This window comes from Porphyromonas sp. C0041D3 (assembly GCF_056590575.1).
In genome coordinates this window covers 67,129-82,911 of sequence record NZ_JBWPWJ010000007.1, presented here as the reverse complement: position 1 = coordinate 82,911, position 15,783 = coordinate 67,129, and the positions used below count along the sequence as shown (strand labels likewise).

General features: G+C 58.6%; 17 protein-coding genes. 9 read left to right on the top strand and 8 right to left on the bottom strand.

The window, feature by feature from the left end:
- The first annotated feature begins 5 nt into the window (after positions 1 to 5).
- From AC1EKE_RS06485 to AC1EKE_RS06470, 4 genes are read left to right on the top strand one after another with little or no spacing between them, the layout of a single operon-like run.
- Positions 6 to 770 (top strand): uroporphyrinogen-III synthase, encoded by a 765-nt coding sequence (locus AC1EKE_RS06485; protein ID WP_296158731.1) that lies wholly within the window; start codon positions 6 to 8, stop codon positions 768 to 770.
- Between the two features lie 4 nt (positions 771 to 774).
- Positions 775 to 1,170: a ribonuclease P protein component gene (locus AC1EKE_RS06480; protein WP_480308739.1), complete on the top strand. Its 396-nt coding sequence runs from the start codon at positions 775 to 777 to the stop codon at positions 1,168 to 1,170.
- Positions 1,167 to 1,415 (top strand): membrane protein insertion efficiency factor YidD, encoded by a 249-nt coding sequence (yidD, locus tag AC1EKE_RS06475; RefSeq protein WP_297127482.1) that lies wholly within the window; start codon positions 1,167 to 1,169, stop codon positions 1,413 to 1,415. Before AC1EKE_RS06480 ends, yidD begins: the two co-directional genes overlap by 4 nt.
- Positions 1,412 to 2,056: a TatD family hydrolase gene (locus tag AC1EKE_RS06470; protein ID WP_480308738.1), complete on the top strand. Its 645-nt coding sequence runs from the start codon at positions 1,412 to 1,414 to the stop codon at positions 2,054 to 2,056. Before yidD ends, AC1EKE_RS06470 begins: the two co-directional genes overlap by 4 nt.
- A 27-nt stretch (positions 2,057 to 2,083) precedes the next feature.
- Here the strand turns inward: AC1EKE_RS06470 and AC1EKE_RS06465 are convergent, their stop codons facing one another.
- The gene (locus tag AC1EKE_RS06465; RefSeq protein ID WP_480308737.1) at positions 2,084 to 2,992 is read right to left on the bottom strand and encodes a tRNA (adenosine(37)-N6)-dimethylallyltransferase; all 909 of its coding nucleotides are present in this window, start codon (positions 2,990 to 2,992) and stop codon (positions 2,084 to 2,086) included.
- A gap of 8 nt (positions 2,993 to 3,000) precedes the next feature.
- On the bottom strand, positions 3,001 to 3,921 hold the full coding sequence (locus AC1EKE_RS06460) for a glycosyltransferase family protein (protein ID WP_480308736.1): 921 nt from the start codon (positions 3,919 to 3,921) through the stop codon (positions 3,001 to 3,003).
- A 258-nt stretch (positions 3,922 to 4,179) separates the two neighbouring features.
- Here AC1EKE_RS06460 and AC1EKE_RS06455 point away from each other — a divergent pair, with 258 nt between their 5' ends.
- Positions 4,180 to 4,356, top strand: coding sequence for a hypothetical protein (locus tag AC1EKE_RS06455; RefSeq protein ID WP_480308735.1), 177 nt, complete (start codon positions 4,180 to 4,182; stop codon positions 4,354 to 4,356).
- A gap of 149 nt (positions 4,357 to 4,505) precedes the next feature.
- On the opposite strand, the gene AC1EKE_RS06450 is transcribed toward AC1EKE_RS06455, so the two are convergent.
- The 6 genes from AC1EKE_RS06450 to AC1EKE_RS06425 all read right to left on the bottom strand — a co-directional run bounded on the left by AC1EKE_RS06450 (position 4,506) and on the right by AC1EKE_RS06425 (position 10,881).
- Complete coding sequence (locus AC1EKE_RS06450) at positions 4,506 to 6,206, bottom strand: glycoside hydrolase family 3 protein (RefSeq protein ID WP_480308734.1); 1,701 nt, start codon at positions 6,204 to 6,206, stop codon at positions 4,506 to 4,508.
- Positions 6,207 to 6,218: 12 nt separating this feature from the next.
- Positions 6,219 to 7,412 carry an exo-beta-N-acetylmuramidase NamZ family protein gene (locus AC1EKE_RS06445; RefSeq protein WP_480308733.1) on the bottom strand — a complete coding sequence of 398 codons (1,194 nt, stop codon included), beginning with the start codon at positions 7,410 to 7,412 and terminating at the stop codon, positions 6,219 to 6,221.
- Between the two features lie 199 nt (positions 7,413 to 7,611).
- Complete coding sequence (gene murQ / locus AC1EKE_RS06440; protein ID WP_480308732.1) at positions 7,612 to 8,430, bottom strand: N-acetylmuramic acid 6-phosphate etherase; 819 nt, start codon at positions 8,428 to 8,430, stop codon at positions 7,612 to 7,614.
- Positions 8,427 to 9,275 (bottom strand): ATPase, encoded by an 849-nt coding sequence (locus tag AC1EKE_RS06435; RefSeq protein WP_480308731.1) that lies wholly within the window; start codon positions 9,273 to 9,275, stop codon positions 8,427 to 8,429. The genes murQ and AC1EKE_RS06435 overlap by 4 nt, the downstream gene beginning before the upstream one ends.
- The gene (locus AC1EKE_RS06430; RefSeq protein ID WP_480308730.1) at positions 9,272 to 9,430 is read right to left on the bottom strand and encodes a hypothetical protein; all 159 of its coding nucleotides are present in this window, start codon (positions 9,428 to 9,430) and stop codon (positions 9,272 to 9,274) included. The genes AC1EKE_RS06435 and AC1EKE_RS06430 overlap by 4 nt, the downstream gene beginning before the upstream one ends.
- Positions 9,427 to 10,881, bottom strand: a complete 1,455-nt coding sequence (locus AC1EKE_RS06425; protein ID WP_480308729.1) for a sodium:solute symporter — start codon at positions 10,879 to 10,881, stop codon at positions 9,427 to 9,429. The genes AC1EKE_RS06430 and AC1EKE_RS06425 overlap by 4 nt, the downstream gene beginning before the upstream one ends.
- Positions 10,882 to 11,353: 472 nt before the next feature.
- On the opposite strand from AC1EKE_RS06425, the gene AC1EKE_RS06420 reads away from it, so the two are divergent.
- Genes AC1EKE_RS06420 through AC1EKE_RS06405 form a run of 4 tightly spaced genes read left to right on the top strand, consistent with a single transcriptional unit; the run spans position 11,354 to position 15,656 of the window.
- Entirely contained in the window at positions 11,354 to 12,673 is a 1,320-nt protein-coding gene (locus AC1EKE_RS06420) for a UDP-glucose dehydrogenase family protein (RefSeq protein ID WP_480308728.1), read from the top strand.
- A 29-nt stretch (positions 12,674 to 12,702) separates the two neighbouring features.
- Positions 12,703 to 13,881, top strand: coding sequence for a nicotinate phosphoribosyltransferase (pncB, locus tag AC1EKE_RS06415; protein WP_480308774.1), 1,179 nt, complete (start codon positions 12,703 to 12,705; stop codon positions 13,879 to 13,881).
- A gap of 6 nt (positions 13,882 to 13,887) precedes the next feature.
- Positions 13,888 to 14,850 (top strand): polyprenyl synthetase family protein, encoded by a 963-nt coding sequence (locus tag AC1EKE_RS06410; RefSeq protein ID WP_480308727.1) that lies wholly within the window; start codon positions 13,888 to 13,890, stop codon positions 14,848 to 14,850.
- Positions 14,850 to 15,656 (top strand): TatD family hydrolase, encoded by an 807-nt coding sequence (locus tag AC1EKE_RS06405; protein WP_480308726.1) that lies wholly within the window; start codon positions 14,850 to 14,852, stop codon positions 15,654 to 15,656. The genes AC1EKE_RS06410 and AC1EKE_RS06405 overlap by 1 nt, the downstream gene beginning before the upstream one ends.
- Positions 15,657 to 15,783 lie beyond the last annotated feature (127 nt).

Here is a 15,783-nt window from a genome sequence, read left to right as displayed (position 1 = left end):
CACAAATGTCCACAAAGACACGTAAAGTTCTTGTTCCACAACCCGAGCCTCCTAAGAAAAACTCGCCCTACTATCAGCTGGCGGAGGAGTATGGGCTGGAGTTGGTCTTCAAGCCACTCTTCCATTTTGAGACCCTGACGGCTCGACAATTTCGTGATCAGAAGGTAGATATCCTCAAGCATACGGCGGTGATCCTCACCTCAAGGACCATCACTACACACTTCTTCAAGCTGGTGAGCGACCTGCGCTGCACGCTGCCTGAGGACTTTAAGTATTTCTGCGCCTCGGAGCGTGTCGCTCTATTCCTGCAGAAGTTTATCACCGTCCGTAAGCGGAAGATCTTTTTCCCCGAGAAGAATGGCTCCTCATCGGACTTCCAGACCATTATCAGCAAGCACGACAAGGAGAAGTATCTCGTGCCGGAGATAGAGGAGCGGGAGTCGGAGGTCGTCGCTATGCTGGCGGATACAAAGGTGAAGGTGAATGCCTGCGACGTCTGCCGGATCATTTACGCTGAGCTGACGCCGGAGGAGATTGACTCCTTTGATTTCCTACTTTTCTTTAGTCCCAATGGCCTCTCTGCCATTAAGGCTGCCTACCCCGAGTATCAGCAGGGGAAGCAGATCGTCGGCTGTCTCGGCGAGGGCACGCGTGATGACCTTGAGCAAGCGGGGCTGCAGGTGCACATCAGCGCTCCGACACGCGAGTACCCGAGTATGACTGCAGCCTTAGAGCATTATCTCCAGGAGGAGAAGAAGGCGGCTAAGTAATCCCATGAAGGAGTATGGGCTGACGAAGAGCGAGCGGCTCTATCTGAGGGAGGAGATCGGCGCACTCTTTGAGAGTCGGAGGCGCTTCGTCTGCTACCCGTACCGCGTCGTCTGGCGCTTCGAGGAGCCTTCGGAGGAGCCACTCAAGGTCCTTATCTCCGTCCCCAAGCGGTTGATCCGCCATGCGGTGGACCGCAATACGATCAAGCGTCGCACCCGAGAGGCGTGGCGACTGCAGAAGGGTCCCCTGAGGACGCTTGCGGAGGAGCGCCAGGGTACCCTGCTGGTCGGTCTGCTCTACATCGGTGATCACGTATCCCGCTCGGAGCGACTCTCTGCAGCTGTATCGAAGTCCATCGGACGGCTCTGCGAGGAGATGAAGAATGGTCCTGCCCTATGAGTCTCAAGTCTGTCATACAGAGCATCGGTGCCTTCGTCGGCAAGTTGCTGATCCTGCCGATCCGCTTTTACCAGAAGTATATCAGCCCTCACACGCCACCCGCCTGTCGCTTCACTCCCACCTGTAGCCAGTATGCGATCGAGGCGATCCGGAAGCATGGTCCGATCAAGGGTCTTCTCTTGGCCATCTGGCGCCTTCTGCGGTGCAATCCCTGGGGCGGCAGTGGCTATGATCCGGTGCCTTGAGACTCCTTGACTTCCACACCCACCTGCCCAATATCGAGCGCTACCGCGGTGACTCCTCAGTCATCGCGGTTCGCTCGCTTATGCCGGACGAGGAGCTCGATGATCGATCGAACCACTTCACTATCGGGATCCACCCGATGGATAAGCAGCGGTACGCCGACCCGGAGGGTCTGCTCCTCAGGCGGATCGATGAGCTGGGCGAGCGATTTCTCGGCATCGGAGAGTGTGGATGGGATCGTCGATCGCAGCGCTCTATGGAGGAGCAGACCGCCCTCGTGCGATGCCATATAGCCCTTGCAGATCAGCTCTCTTGCCCCCTTGTCCTTCACGTGGTAGGCGGGTGGCACCTCCTGCTGCGAGAGCGGCGATCACACCCCGAGGGCATCTGGGTGGTGCACGGATTTAGGGGTAAGCCGGCACTTCTGCGACAGCTGGAGGAGGCGCAGATACAGGTCAGCCTCCATCCTTTGTACCGCTGGGATGTGGTGCCAAAACGGCCTTTTTTTATAGAGACCGATGAGAGCGACCTCCCGCTCCGGGAGATCTATAGTCGAGTGGCGAAGCAGCTCGGCGAGCCGTTAACTGAGCTTAGTCAGAGGATCCTCTCCTCATACAGTAGGCTCCTGACCTCAGATAGGTGATACCGCATCGTCAGGCTCATTTCTCCCTCACCTCTGCCTGTAGTCTCGGAGGATGAGGTCAGCGGTGGCAGCGGGAGTCTCCGCGGGTGTGATCCGCGTAATGGTCAGCCCGCGCCGCTCCATACCTCGGATCCAAGTCATCTGTCGCTTGGCAAACTGGTGTATCGCCACCTCCAGGCACTGCTCCATCTCATCGTAGGTGAGCTTACCGGTGACGTAGTCGGTGACGTAGCGATACTCCAGTCCGTAGTAGGTGAGCTGCTCGGGGCGAAGGTGCTTCAGAAGCCCCTCCACCTCCTCCACCATCCCCTCACGAAGTCTCTTCCTGAGCCGCTCCGTGATCCGCCCCCGGCGGGTCTCTCGAGAGATGTCGAGGCAGTAGATCGGTCCCTCCAGTGGGGGACGGTCGAGGTATCGCTCACCATGGTCGCGGAAGTAGAGCGCCACCTCTATCGCCCGCTCCATCCGTCGTCTATTCTCCGGATCCTTCAGCTCCTCCAGCGCACCCAGCTGCTCCGCCCTCTCGCGAAGCGCATTGAGGCTCAGCCGGCCCAGCTCCTCCCTCAGCGCCTCATCCCGGGGGACATCGGGCAGGTGGTACCCTCGGAGTGCAGCCTCCACGTAGAGGCCTGAGCCTCCGCAAAGGATCCGTGGAGTACCCTCCGGCAGGGACTGCCATACCCGGTCAAAGTCCTCTAAGTACTGATAGAGGCTGTAGTGGTCACCCGCCTCGGCAATATCAATGAGGTAGTAGGGGACCGGTTCCCCATCCACCACATAGTCCTCCAGATCCTTCCCCGTCCCGAGATCCATACCCCGATAGACCTGACGAGAGTCGCCACTGAGCACCACCCCGCCCACTCGGTGAGCAAGGTGTGCTGCCACCGGGGTCTTCCCGGAGGCTGTCGGCCCGATGATCGTCAGCAGCTCAGCCACTGAGTCGCTTACTTGCTCAGCGAGGCGAGTAGGCTGTCGGGGTACGTCCCGTCCTCGTGGAGGCGAGCAAATTTCTTGACCACCTCGGGACGATCCTCAGCGTAGGTGACGCCAAACCACCGTGCCGGCGTATCCAGCACCTTGCAGGTCGCCTTTCCCTCGTGTACGAGGTCATTCACCACCGTGGGGATATAAAATTCAGCCTTCGGTTTCTCCAAGTTGGCATCAAGGAACTTCCGGAACGCCTCCTGGCTGTGAGCGAAGTAGTCGGGTGTGAAGCCCCACATATTCATCGATACCGGGGTATTCTCCTCCAGCTCGACCTCCGTCCCACTCTCGTCCTTGAAGGTTATCCGTCCCTCGTCATTGCGTGCGATGCTGGTCCGCTCCACTACCTCAGCGAGGTAGCCGCGGTCATCTGTGACACAGACACCGCGAGATACGGTGCCGCTCTCACTGAGGGTATTGCCACAGCGGTAGCCCACCATGGCATACTCACCCTCCTTCCCCTCCACGCTGCGGAGGAAGTCTGCCAGTGCCTCGAAGCTCTCACGACCATAGAAGTCGTCCGCATTGATCACCGCAAAGGGCTCGTGGATCACCTCCTCACCCATCATCACGGCATGGTTGGTACCCCAGGGCTTAGTCCGCTCCTCGGGGACCTTGTAGGAGTAGGGGATCTTGTCCACGCTCTGGAAGACCAGCTCTACCGGGATCAGCCGGTCGTACTTGGAGACGATCTTCTCCCTAAACGCCTGCTCGAAGTCCCTGCGGATGACGAAGACCACCTTGCCAAATCCTGCTTGGATGGCGTCATAGATAGAGTAGTCCATAATGGTCTCCCCGTGGGGGCCGAGACCGTCGATCTGTTTCAGACCTCCATAGCGGGAGCCCATGCCTGCAGCGAGTACAAATAATGTCGGTTTCATTGATAAGAGTTTTACCTGATTGATACTTTTCTTTCCCCCAAAGGTACCCATTTCCCCGCAAGCCACCCCCATGCTAGCCATCGCTTACACATCCGGTCTTTATAGAGATCAATTGCATTCGGGAAGGGTTTCATACAGGTCACACCTGACTCCCAAGCCCTCATTATTTTGGAGAAATAGATAAAATAGTACCTTCAGTGTCATCAGGGCGGGTGTCAATAGGAGACTTCGCTCAAGCTACAGTAGAAAAGAATTCTTATGGACGCGTCAATAGCCGAAGAGAGAGCCCGAAGAACCGCTCAGTGGGAGGAGAAGCACGGAAAGAAGCTCAGAGAGCTGACCCGAGCCGAGTGGATCGAGGCGATGATGGAAATCGGAACCATGACCAGACAGGAGGCAGAGGACTACTTGAATTATTTGATAATGAACCGGTAGAAAAAGGACTCTGCTCCCAATCCCAAGGAGCAAATCTCATCAGGGGAAGTGTGGAGGTCGTTGACCCTACGGTGTGTTTATCTGACAAGTAGAGGAGCGTCCCTGATGATCGGCTGATCATCGGGGGCGCTCCTTGTGTATATGGAGGATTACTTGCCGAGCGTCAGTCCATCGCCTTGCTTGTAGAGGGGCGGGAGGTCGACAGAGAGCTTGCCGGAGACGGGGCGCTCGCCTGTCAGCGCCCGCCCCATGGCGCGCATCCCTTCCGGCCGAGTGTCGTAGGCAAAGCCGACAGCGGTCGCCGCCTTCATCGCGTCCATATAGTCGAGGGCGGTGTAGGGTGAGGTGTGGAAGAGGAGAACGCTCTTCGTCTCGCCGAGGAGCTTTGTCAGGTCCTTGCCGGGAGCGAAGCCCTTCCAGGTGACGGCGACCACCACCTTGTCGTACGAGCGGAGCTTGTCGAGGATTGCCCGACGGGTAGCGGAGCCGGTGGATCGACGGATCGTGTATCCATCGGTGTGAGCGATGCGGTTTATGGTGGAGCGAAGGAGCTCGGCTGAGTCATCGCCATAAGTGAGGAGAGCGACATGGTCCTCCTTATGGATCGGGAGGATGCCTTGCTCGCTCTTTACCAGAGTCATCGCCCCCTCGTAGATCCGCTCAAGGAGCTCCCGGGAGGCTCTTGGGTGGAGGTCACCATCGAGGTTCTTCGTCTCCAGCGGCTCACGGCTGTCGGCACCGAGGAGGTGTTTCCAGACGAGTACCTTGCGACAGCGACGGGTGATCTCTGCCTGGGAGAGGATCCCCTTGTCGACCGCTGCGGTCACGTCGTCAAGCGCCTGGAAGGGGTCCGTCGGTGCCACGAGGACATCGGCACCGGCGAGGAGCGTGGTGACGTAGATGCCCAGCTCTCCAGCGCCATTGACGATCCCCTTCATCCCCAAGCCGTCGGTAAAGATCAGCCCGCCGAAGCCCATCTCGTGCTGAAGCAGGTCGGTGACGACGGCAGGGATGGCACTGGTCGCCCTTGCTCCCGTGCCGAGCGCAGGGACGCTGAGGTGCCCCACCATCATGCCCCCGTAGCCCTCACGGATATAGGCGCGGAAGGGGGCCAGCTCCACCTGCTCCAACTGGGGGCGGCTACGACTGATCACCGGGAGGGTCTTGTGGGAGTCGGTGGAGGTGTCTCCATGGCCGGGGAAGTGCTTTGCTGTGGAGAGGAGACCATTATCCTCAAGTCCCTTGGCGTAGGCAAGTCCCATACGTATCACGAGGTCGGGCGAGGAGCCGAGGCTTCGGTTGCCGATGACAGGGTTGGCGGGGTTGCTATTGACGTCAAGGACGGGGGCAAAGTTGACGTGTATGCCGATGCGTCGAGCCTCGTCCGCTGTTGCCCGACCATACTCATACGCCAGTCGGGAGTCGTCGGTGGCGCCGAGGAGCATATTGCGGGGCCACTTCATCGAGTCGGAGAAGCGCATCGAGAGGCCCCACTCGCCATCCATGGCGACCAGCATCGGGATGCGTGCCTCACGGCGCATCCAGTTGGTGAGCCGGACCACATTCCTGGGGCTCCCCTTCTGCCAAAGGACGCAGCCAAACTCCCCCTCCAGCACCTGCCGGTGCCAATTGGCGAGCCCGGCCTTATCCACCCTAGGCCACGTCATCGGCATAATTAGCTGGGCCGCCTGCTGTCGGGGTGAGAGGGTTGCGAGGACGCTGTCGGCCCACGCCTCTGCGGCGGCCTTACGCTCCACGTCTCTCATCATCCTCGGCTCGACGACCTGAGCGCCTGCCATCAGTGGCAGCAACACCGCTGCCACTCCGTATAGTAATGCTTTCTTTCTCATCGGTATAGATTATCAAAATGTGCTGCAATTGAAGCGGCAGTCGGGGTAGAGGAGGTAGTGGGCACGCATGGCAATGTAGTCATGGAGGTCCGCCTGCCAGCTCTCTCGGATCACCTCGGGTGAGGCACCCGACTCCAGCTGTTGGCGGAGCGTGGGACTTCCCGCGAGGAGGTCAAAGAACTTCGGTCTGGTGATCAGACGGACGCCGGCAGCCTTGCTGCGGGCAGCGATGTCGGTGAGGATCTCCACATTGATCCCCGGCTCGATGGTATAGTCCGTGAGGTCGGGTCCGTAGCAGACTTTCCCCTCGTGCTTAGGAGAGTGCGCCCCGGCAATGCTCTGTGGGGTAAAGGTGTGGCAGCCCATCCGCCGGTCCGGGTAGCCGGTCTGCTCAAAGGGCTGCTCCGTGCCGCGTCCCTCGCTCCAGCAGGTCCCCTCAATGAAGCAGAGGGTGGGGTAGAGCAGCAGGGCGCGATCGCTCCGGAGGTTGGGGCTCGGACGGACGGGCAGGCTGTAGGGGTCGCCGTGCTTCCACCCGAGGAGGGTGACGATGGTCAGGTCTGCGGTGAGTCCCTCACCGAGCCATTCCTCACCATTGATCATCTGCCCCAGCTCGCCCATAGTGAGACCGTGGACAGCGGGGATGGGGAGCATCCCGACGAAGGAGCGGTACTTCATGTCCCTTAGCACAGGACCATCGACCGCATCGTGGGGATTGGGGCGGTCGAGGATGATGATCGGGGTGCCGGTCTCAGCGCAGGTCTGCATAACGTAGTAGAGGGTGCTGATGTAGGTGAAGAAGCGTACCCCTACGTCCTGCAGGTCAAAGAGGATCACATCCAGCCCGGCGAAGTCCTCAGCGGTAGGCTTGCGGTGCTTGCCGTAGAGTGAGATGACCGGCAGGCCGGAGACCGGGTCCGTGGCGGAGTCGACCTTTGCCCCCGCATCGGCCATGGCGCGGAAGCCATGCTCGGGGGAGAAAAGGCGCTTCACCTTGACCTCGTGAGCTATCAGGGCATCGAGGAGAAAGGTGTGGGCTGAGTCAGTCTGCACAGCCGCCTGATTGGCGACCAGTCCCACGCTCCTCCCCTCGGTGAGGCGGACGATCTCGTCCATCCGGTCGGCACCCACCTGCAGCTGTGCTGAGGCAGAGAGCGCGGGGAGTAGAAGCAGCAGGGCGAGGGCGATGGATTGTCTTACTGTCATAGGTGGGGAGAAATCATTTAGCTGTAGGTACAAAGGCTTGGTCCATATGAGAGATTTCTAATACCGATATTAGCTCCGTCTAATATCGGTAAAAGGATTTTCTTTTAGCGGTATTAGATTTCTCTAATACCGATATTAGCTCCGTCTGTCTTCTCCTGAAATTAGTTGACATGGTCGAGGGTTGTTTTCCTTTTCATCATCACTTGGCATACTTGTCCATAACGGCGCGTACCGAGCCCGCCTCGAGGAGCTCTGCCTGAGCCCGGTCGTGGGACCAGCCGTAGTAGTCCATCAGCATACGGGTGCCACGCTCGACTAATTTCTTATTACTCAGCTGCATGTCGACCATGCGATTGCCCTCCACGCGACCCATATGGATCATGAGGGAGCTGGAGATCATATTGAGCACCATCTTCTGCGCCGTGCCACTCTTCATACGGGAGCTGCCGGTGACGTACTCCGGCCCGACGATGGTGACGATGGGGTGCTTGGCGGTGAGGGCGATGGGAGAGCCGGGGTTGGAGGTGATGCCTCCGGTGACCAGTCCCCTGCGATTGGCTTCCCTGAGCCCGCCGAGGACGTAGGGGGTGGTGCCGCTGGCGGCGATGCCGATGACGGAGTCTGCCTCGCTGATGTCGTAGGCGGACATATCCGCCCAGGCTTGGTCAGCGATGTCCTCCGCATTCTCCACCGGGTGGCGGAGGGCGTAGTCGCCACCTGCGATCAGGCCGATGAAGAGCGTCGGTGGCATACCATAGGTGGGCGGGATCTCGGAGGCATCGAGGACGCCAAGACGCCCGCTGGTGCCGGCACCGATGTAGAAGACCCTCCCGCCTCGCTCCATACGTGGCAGGATGTCGTCTACGAGGTCGGCGATGGCGGGGATCACCTCCTGGACTGCGTCGGCGATCTTGTGGTCCTCGCGGTTGATGTCCGTGAGCAGCTCGAGCGTACTCTTCTCCTCTAAGTGGTCGTAGAGGGAGGCGGACTCGGTGATATTGGTGAAGTCGGTACTCATCTCTTGATCGTGTGGTAGCGGACCAGCCCCTCCATAGGTGCGGAGAGGATCTGACCCAGATGTATGCCCTCAGCCTCTGCTGCCTCCTTGAGGACCGCGTGGAAGTTGTGTGCAATGGAGCCGACGAAGTGTACCGGCGTGGTCTCCCAGCCGTCGTAGAGCTTCACATTTCTCCTAAAGAAGGAGCGGAAGCACTCCAGCGCCATCGTCCGGACCTCGGGCACGTCAATCTGCTTGCGGATGAAGGGGGCGAGTGAGGCGAGGAAGCGACTGGGCTGCGACTCCTTGTAGACCCGCTCGAGAACGGTGGCTGTGGTGATCTCGGGGTAGGTCTCCTCGAAGTCTCTCACGACGCTCTCCGGGAGTAGCCCCTTGAGGAGGTCGGCGATGAAGTGCTTGCCGAGGACCGCCCCACTGCCCTCGTCACCGAGGATGTAGCCGAGCGGAGGGACGTTGGCTACGATCGTCTCGCCATCGTAGCGACAGGAGTTGGCGCCGGTACCGAGGATGCAGGCGATGCCCGGCTCGTGACCGCAGAGGGCGCGGGCGGCACCGAGCATATCTGTCATCACCATCACCTCGCCCACCAGGAGACTGCCGATAGCCTGGCGGATCATCGGTTGCTTCTCATCCCTCGCACCGGAGCCGTAGAAGTAGATCCTCGTGAAGCAGTCCACGGGGAGCATCGGCAGGAGACGCGTCCGGATCTCCTCCTGGATCTCCTCCTGGGTGACGAAGTAGGGGTTGAGCCCCTTGGTGTAGGCGTGTGCCACCACCTCTCCCTTCAGGTCATCCATAGCGGTCCACTCCGTCTTGGTGGAGCCACTGTCAGCGATAAGTATCATAGCTTGACGAATGTCTTTTTCTTGTATAGCATATAGGCGATGAGCCAATGGATCTCTAAGAATACCAGAGAGTAGGTGAGGGAGGCGAGGAGCGCATTGGCGCCAAAAGGGCGGAAGAAGGCGAGGATCCGTCCCTTGACCTGCTCCGTGCTCATGCCTTCGCTGCCTTATGGCTACAGATCAGGAGCCCCAGCATCGTGAAGAGGGCGTTGATGATCAGGATCTCGTAGCTGAAGTGGTAGCCGCCGAACCACTCTACAGAGTGTCTGTCGAGGATGTAGCAGAGGATCGGCGACAGGATCACCACGATGGGGATCAGCCGGTCGCGCACCCGTCGTCCGGAGATGATGCCGAAGGTGAAGAGTCCCAGCAACGGTCCGTAGGTGTAGCTGGCGAGGACGTAGACGGCATTGATCACCGAGGTATTATTGAGTATCTCGAAGACGATGATGCAGAGACCCATCAGCAGCGCCATCCCCACGTGGACCCACTTGCGGGTCTTCTCGAGGCGCTTTTCCTCTTTTTCCTTAGCCCCCAGGATGTCGATGGTGAAGGAGGTGGTGAGTGCGGTCAGCGCAGAGCCGGCTGCGGGGAAGGCTGCCGCCACGAGGCCGATGATGAAGAGGATCCCGACGACCTCAGGGAAGAAGTCTCCCGTCGCGAGGAAGGGGAAGACCTGGTCACTGCTCTCCGGGAGCCGGATGCCCATCTGCTCCGCGTAGGTGTAGAGCAGCACCCCAAGCATGAGGAAGAGGGCGATGACGAAGAATTGGAAGACCGAGCTGACGATCATATTTCGTCGCGCCTCCGTGTCGCTCTTGCAGCTCAGGTTGCGCTGCATCATATCCTGGTCCAGCCCGGTCGTCGCCACCATCGTGAAGGCACCGGCGAGGAATTGCTTCCAGAAGAAGCGCTTGTCATTGATGTCATCGAAGAAGAATACCTGCGACATCCGACTCTCCCGGATCGTCGTCACCACACCACCGAAGTCGAGCCCCAGCCCCTTGGCGATGAAGACGATCGAGAGGACGACGGAGGCGACGAGGCAGATCGTCTTGAGCACATCGACGCTGACAATGCTCTTTACCCCGCCGAAGAAGGTGTAGATCCAGACAAAGAGGACCGTCATCAGGACATTGAGGAGGAAGGGTAGCCCCAGCGGGTCAAAGACCAGTAGCTGCATCGTCAGCACGACGAGGAAAATACGCACCGAGGCACCGAGCATCTTGGAGACAAAGAAGAGCCACGCTCCGGTCTTATAGCTCGTCATCCCGAAGCGATCCCGCAGGTACTCGTAGATGGAGAAGAGCTTGATGCGGTAGAAGAGTGGCACGAGCACAAAGGCGATCAGCGCCTGTCCCACGATGAAGCCAAGCGCCATCTGCAGGTAGGCCATGCTGCTACCGGAGACCATCCCCGGGACGGAGACAAAGGTGACGCCACTGATGCCTGAGCCGATCATCGCTATCGCGACGATCATCCAGTTATTGGACCGGTTCCCAATGAAAAATCCCGCATTGTCCGCCTCGTGACCCGCCCTATAGGAGACGATGAACATAAGGAGGAAGTAGCCCAGTGTCAGACCAAGTACTAAGTAAGGTGACATAGTGTGGTGGCTTAAGGTTGGTGTCAATCTCTCCCCGAGTGATGCCCGAGTGACGATCGGTGGTGTACTATTAGTGAGGACCTATGCTATTGGTCCCACTAACAGATCCCTATGGCGAAGGTCTGCTCTGTCGACTTGCCGATACAGTCGCCCTGCGACTTCTGTCCGGTAAATCAAGTATATCGGCTTATCCGGGTGCTAAGATAGCTAGAGTTTTTGAATTGCAAATACTAAAATAATATTCTTGTCCGAGCGACTGAGAAGTTTCCGGCTTTATCAAATTGTTCCGAGGTTTGTAAGTATTTTCGGAATGGTCTAGGCTGGTTAGACTGAGAAACCTACAGCACTTGAATGAGAAGGGTGTGTGTTTTCACCCCAGGCTCATCGGATAAAAGGTTTGGGCAATGATTATTTGCTACATTTGTGGGAGATGTGGGGCGGGTCACTAATGTAATATGGTGTAGATACTACTATGGAGATAGCAATCATAGGTACCGGCTACGTCGGTCTGGTGACGGGGACCTGCTTTGCAGAGATGGGGGTCCACGTCCACTGCGTCGATACGGATGCCACTAAGATAGAGCGCCTCAGAGGTGGCGAGATCCCGATCTATGAGCCGGGGCTGGACGAGATGGTTCGTCGCAATACAGAGGAGGGACGTCTCTCCTTCCACACCGATCTCGCGGAGTGCATCGACGACGTGGAGATCGTCTTCATCGCTGTCGGTACGCCTCCCACGGCGAGCGGGGATGCGGACCTGAAGTATGTCCGTGCCGTCGCTCAGCAGCTGGGGCAGCTGATCCGTAAGGATATGCTCGTGGTGACGAAGAGCACCGTGCCGGTAGGGACCAGCCCCAGGGTAATGGCCGAGATCCGGAAGGGACTGGAGGCGCGCGGCTTGACCGATCTCAGGGTCGAGGTGGCTAATAATCCGGAGTTCCTCAAGGAGGGCAATGCGATCAAGGACTTTATGAGCCCCGACCGGGTCGTGATAGGTCTGGAGAGTGACTGGGCGAAGGAGCTACTGACGAGACTTTATCGCCCCTTCTTGATCCGAAACTTCAGGGTCCTCTTTATGGACATACCAAGCTCAGAGCTGACAAAGTATGCGAGCAATGCGATGCTGGCCACGAGGATCAGCTTTATGAATCAGCTTGCCAACCTTGCCGATAAACTGGGTGCCGATGTGGATATGATCCGTCAGGGGATGGGTGCCGACCACAGGATCGGCTCTGCCTTCCTCTACGCCGGTAGCGGCTACGGAGGCTCCTGCTTCCCTAAGGATGTGCAGGCGCTTGCCAAGACCGGAGAGGAGGAGGGGGTCCCGATGACCATCGTCGAAGAGGTGCATCGGGTCAATGAAGCTCAGAAGAGGATCCCCTACGAGAAACTCACCCGCCTGACCGGTAGCGACCTGAGGGGTAAGCGGATCGCCGTCTGGGGGCTGGCCTTTAAGCCCGAGACGGACGACATGAGGGAGGCGACCTCTATCGTGGTGATCCGTCAGCTCATCGAGGCTGGAGCGGAAGTGGTCGCCTGCGACCCTATTGCGATCGAGACAGCTAAGCGAGTGCTCCCGGACGGGGTGGAGTACACAAAGGATCTCTATCGATCGGTCGAGGGGGCGGATGCGCTGCTGCTCTTGACGGAGTGGAAGATCTTCCGGCTCCCCAATTGGTCCCGGATCAAGGAGCTGATGAGGGGAGACGTGGTGATCGACGGACGTAATATCTACGATGCCTCCGAGATAAAGAGACTGGGTCTCCGGTACGATGGCATCGGTAGGAGGTAAACTATGCACGCCTATATATAATGAGTGAGATGATCATCCGAAGCATCCTGGACACGGACCTCTATAAGTTTACGACCGGGTATGCGTATATGAAGCTTTTCCCTAGAGCGTGGGGAAGGTTTGAGTTCGTCGACCGCAACGACCTGGTCTATCCTGATGGCTTCGCTGAGAGCCTGCGGCAGGAGATCGTACGGATGAGTGAGCTGCGACTGACTCGTGAGGAGGCGGACTTCCTCCGACAGGAGTGCCCCTACCTGCCACCCCTTTATATCGATTACCTCAAGGGCTACACCTACGACCCTGAGGAGGTGACGATCGAGCAGGATGCTGAGGGACACCTCCACATATCGGCTGAGGGGTTGCTCTATCGCATCACGCTCTGGGAGACGCCGATCCTCGCTATGGTATCGGAGCTCTACTACCGGGAGACCGGTCAGCATCCCGACCTGGAGCTGACGCGCTCCAAGGCGCTCGAGAAGGCTCAGGCCATGCAAGAGCACGGGCTGCAGGTGAGTCTCTTCGGCATGCGGCGACGCTTCAGCAGCGAGGTGGAGGATCTGGTGACACGGATCCTCTGTGAGCATGGGGGGAAGTACTTCTTCGGCACCAGCAATGTCTACTACGCAATGAAGCACGGCATACGCGTCACCGGGACCCATCCGCACGAGTGGGTGCAGTTTCACGCGGCAATCTACGGCTACAAGATGGCCAATTATATGGCTATGGAGGACTGGATCGATGTCTATGACGGAGACCTCGGCACGGTGCTCACCGACACCTTCACGACCGACGTTTTTCTCCAAAACTTCTCGAAGAAGCATGCAGCACTCTTTACCTCCCTCCGTCAGGACAGCGGTGACCCTCAGACCTTCACTGACAAGGTGCTGGCGAAGTACCGGGAGTTGCGGATAGATCCTAAGACGAAGTATCTCGTCTTCTCCGACGCCCTCGACGTGGATAAGGCTGCTACGATCAAGGAGTACTGTGGTGGCAAGATCAGGGCCACCTTCGGGATAGGGACCAACCTGACCAACGATGTTGGTCACGGGATCAAGCCGATGAATATCGTGATGAAGCTCTTTGCCTGCAAGCTCGACGAGAAGATGCCGTGGCAGGACACCATCAAGCTCTCCGACTCGGTCGGAAAGCATACCGGTGAGCCGGAGGAGATCGATCTGGCCATGCGAGTATTACGTATCGAGGAATAAGAGAAAATGAACATAGATAAGGAACTCGACCAGCTGGTCGAGATTATAGGAGATGAGGTGAAGCAGCTTGCCGCTCGCGAGCCGCACGGTCTCTATGAGCCGATCCGGTACATCCTCTCACAGGGAGGGAAGCGTCTCCGGCCGCTCCTCGCGCTACTGACGTACCGCGCCTTCCGTCCCGAGGGTGATGTGGAGGAGGTGGCACCGGTGATGAGGGCTGTGGAGACCTTCCACAACTTCACCCTCATCCACGATGACATCATGGACGATGCACCGATGCGTCGCGGGGAGCCCACGGTCTATAAGAAGTGGGGCGCCAATGTAGGGATCCTCTCCGGCGATGCGATGCTGGTGGAGGCATACCGCTGCTTGGAGTCGATCCGCCCGGAGTGCTTGGGTCAGATCTTCTCCCTCTTCAATACGATGGCCGATGCGATCTGTCGCGGGCAGCAGTATGACCTCGAGTTTGAGACCACGCCACTTTCTGCACTATCTATAGGGAGCTACCTCCGGATGATCAGCCTCAAGACCTCGGCCCTCTTCCGCGGAAGTATGGTGATGGGGGCGACCGTCGCCGGTGCCTCGGTCGAGGATCGGGAGCATATCGCCCGTGTAGCGGAGCTGATGGGGCTCGCCTTCCAGATCATGGACGACTACCTCGATGTCTACGGCGAGGCGAAGTTTGGCAAGCGTAAGGGGGGAGACATTATAGATAGGAAAAAGACTTGGCTCCTACTTCGCCTCTACGAGTGCGACCCGAAGCGCGCGGAGGAGGCGCTTGCCATCGAGCGTGAAACGGACCGGATAGCGTCTGTGACCAATCTCTACGAGCAGTGGAATATCCACGCTGAGGCGCTGAAGCAGGTCGACCAATACACTGAGGATGCTCTCGAGGAGCTGCGCGCCCTCTCTGTCGATACCTCGGCACTCGAGCATATTATCTCCACGCTGACCGGGAGAGCCGTCTGATGTATCCGCTCATCGATACGCACGCTCACCTATACTCGGAGGAGTTTGACAACGATCGCCCTGAGGTGATCCGTCGCTGTCGGGAGGCGGGTCTCGCTGCGGTCCTGCTTCCCAATACCTCACGCGAGTACATTGCACGCCTGAGGGAGATGGTGGCTATGGCACCGGACCTCTTCCTCCCCATGATCGGTCTTGAGCCCACCGATGTGGGCGAGGACTGGGAGGAGCAGCTGGATGCGCTCGAGAGGGAGCTACGAACTAGCCCGGGGTACTACCGGAGCATCGGTGAGATCGGGCTGGACTACTACTGGAGCATAGAGTGGAGGGAGCAGATGATCGAAGCCTTCCGTCGACAGGTGGAGTGGGCGAGGGAACTCAACCTGCCGATGAGTATGCACACGCGTGCTGCCGTGCCGGAGGCTGTGGAGCTCCTGCGGGAGTGGGGGCTTGAGGGGCTGCGGGGTGTCTTTCACTCCTTCTCCGAGTCAGAGGAGGATCTGGAGGCGATCCTGAGCCTCGGGGAGCGATTTATGGTGGGGATCAATGGCATCGTTACCTTCCGCAACTCCCGACTCCGTGAGGTGATCAAGGGTCGCCTGCCGCTTTCTCGCCTCGTCGTGGAGACCGACAGCCCTTATCTCTCCCCGGAGCCAAAGAGAGGACGACGAAATGAGTCGTCTCACATCATCCATACTGTGAGGTGCTTAGCCGATATATACGAGGTTAGCGAGGAGGATATGCGGCATCAGCTTTTTGTCAATTCTCGTAAAATGTTTAATTTAGCACCTGTAACCGCTGATCCATAGGGCGAGTCAGGTCGAAGGACAAACTTTTTCGCCAAAAGCGCCCACTTTTTGGTGTGGTTGGAGGATTTAAGGTAGATTTGTACGATCGTTGAGTGATCGAGTAGCTCGGACAGTGGTCCGGAGCGTG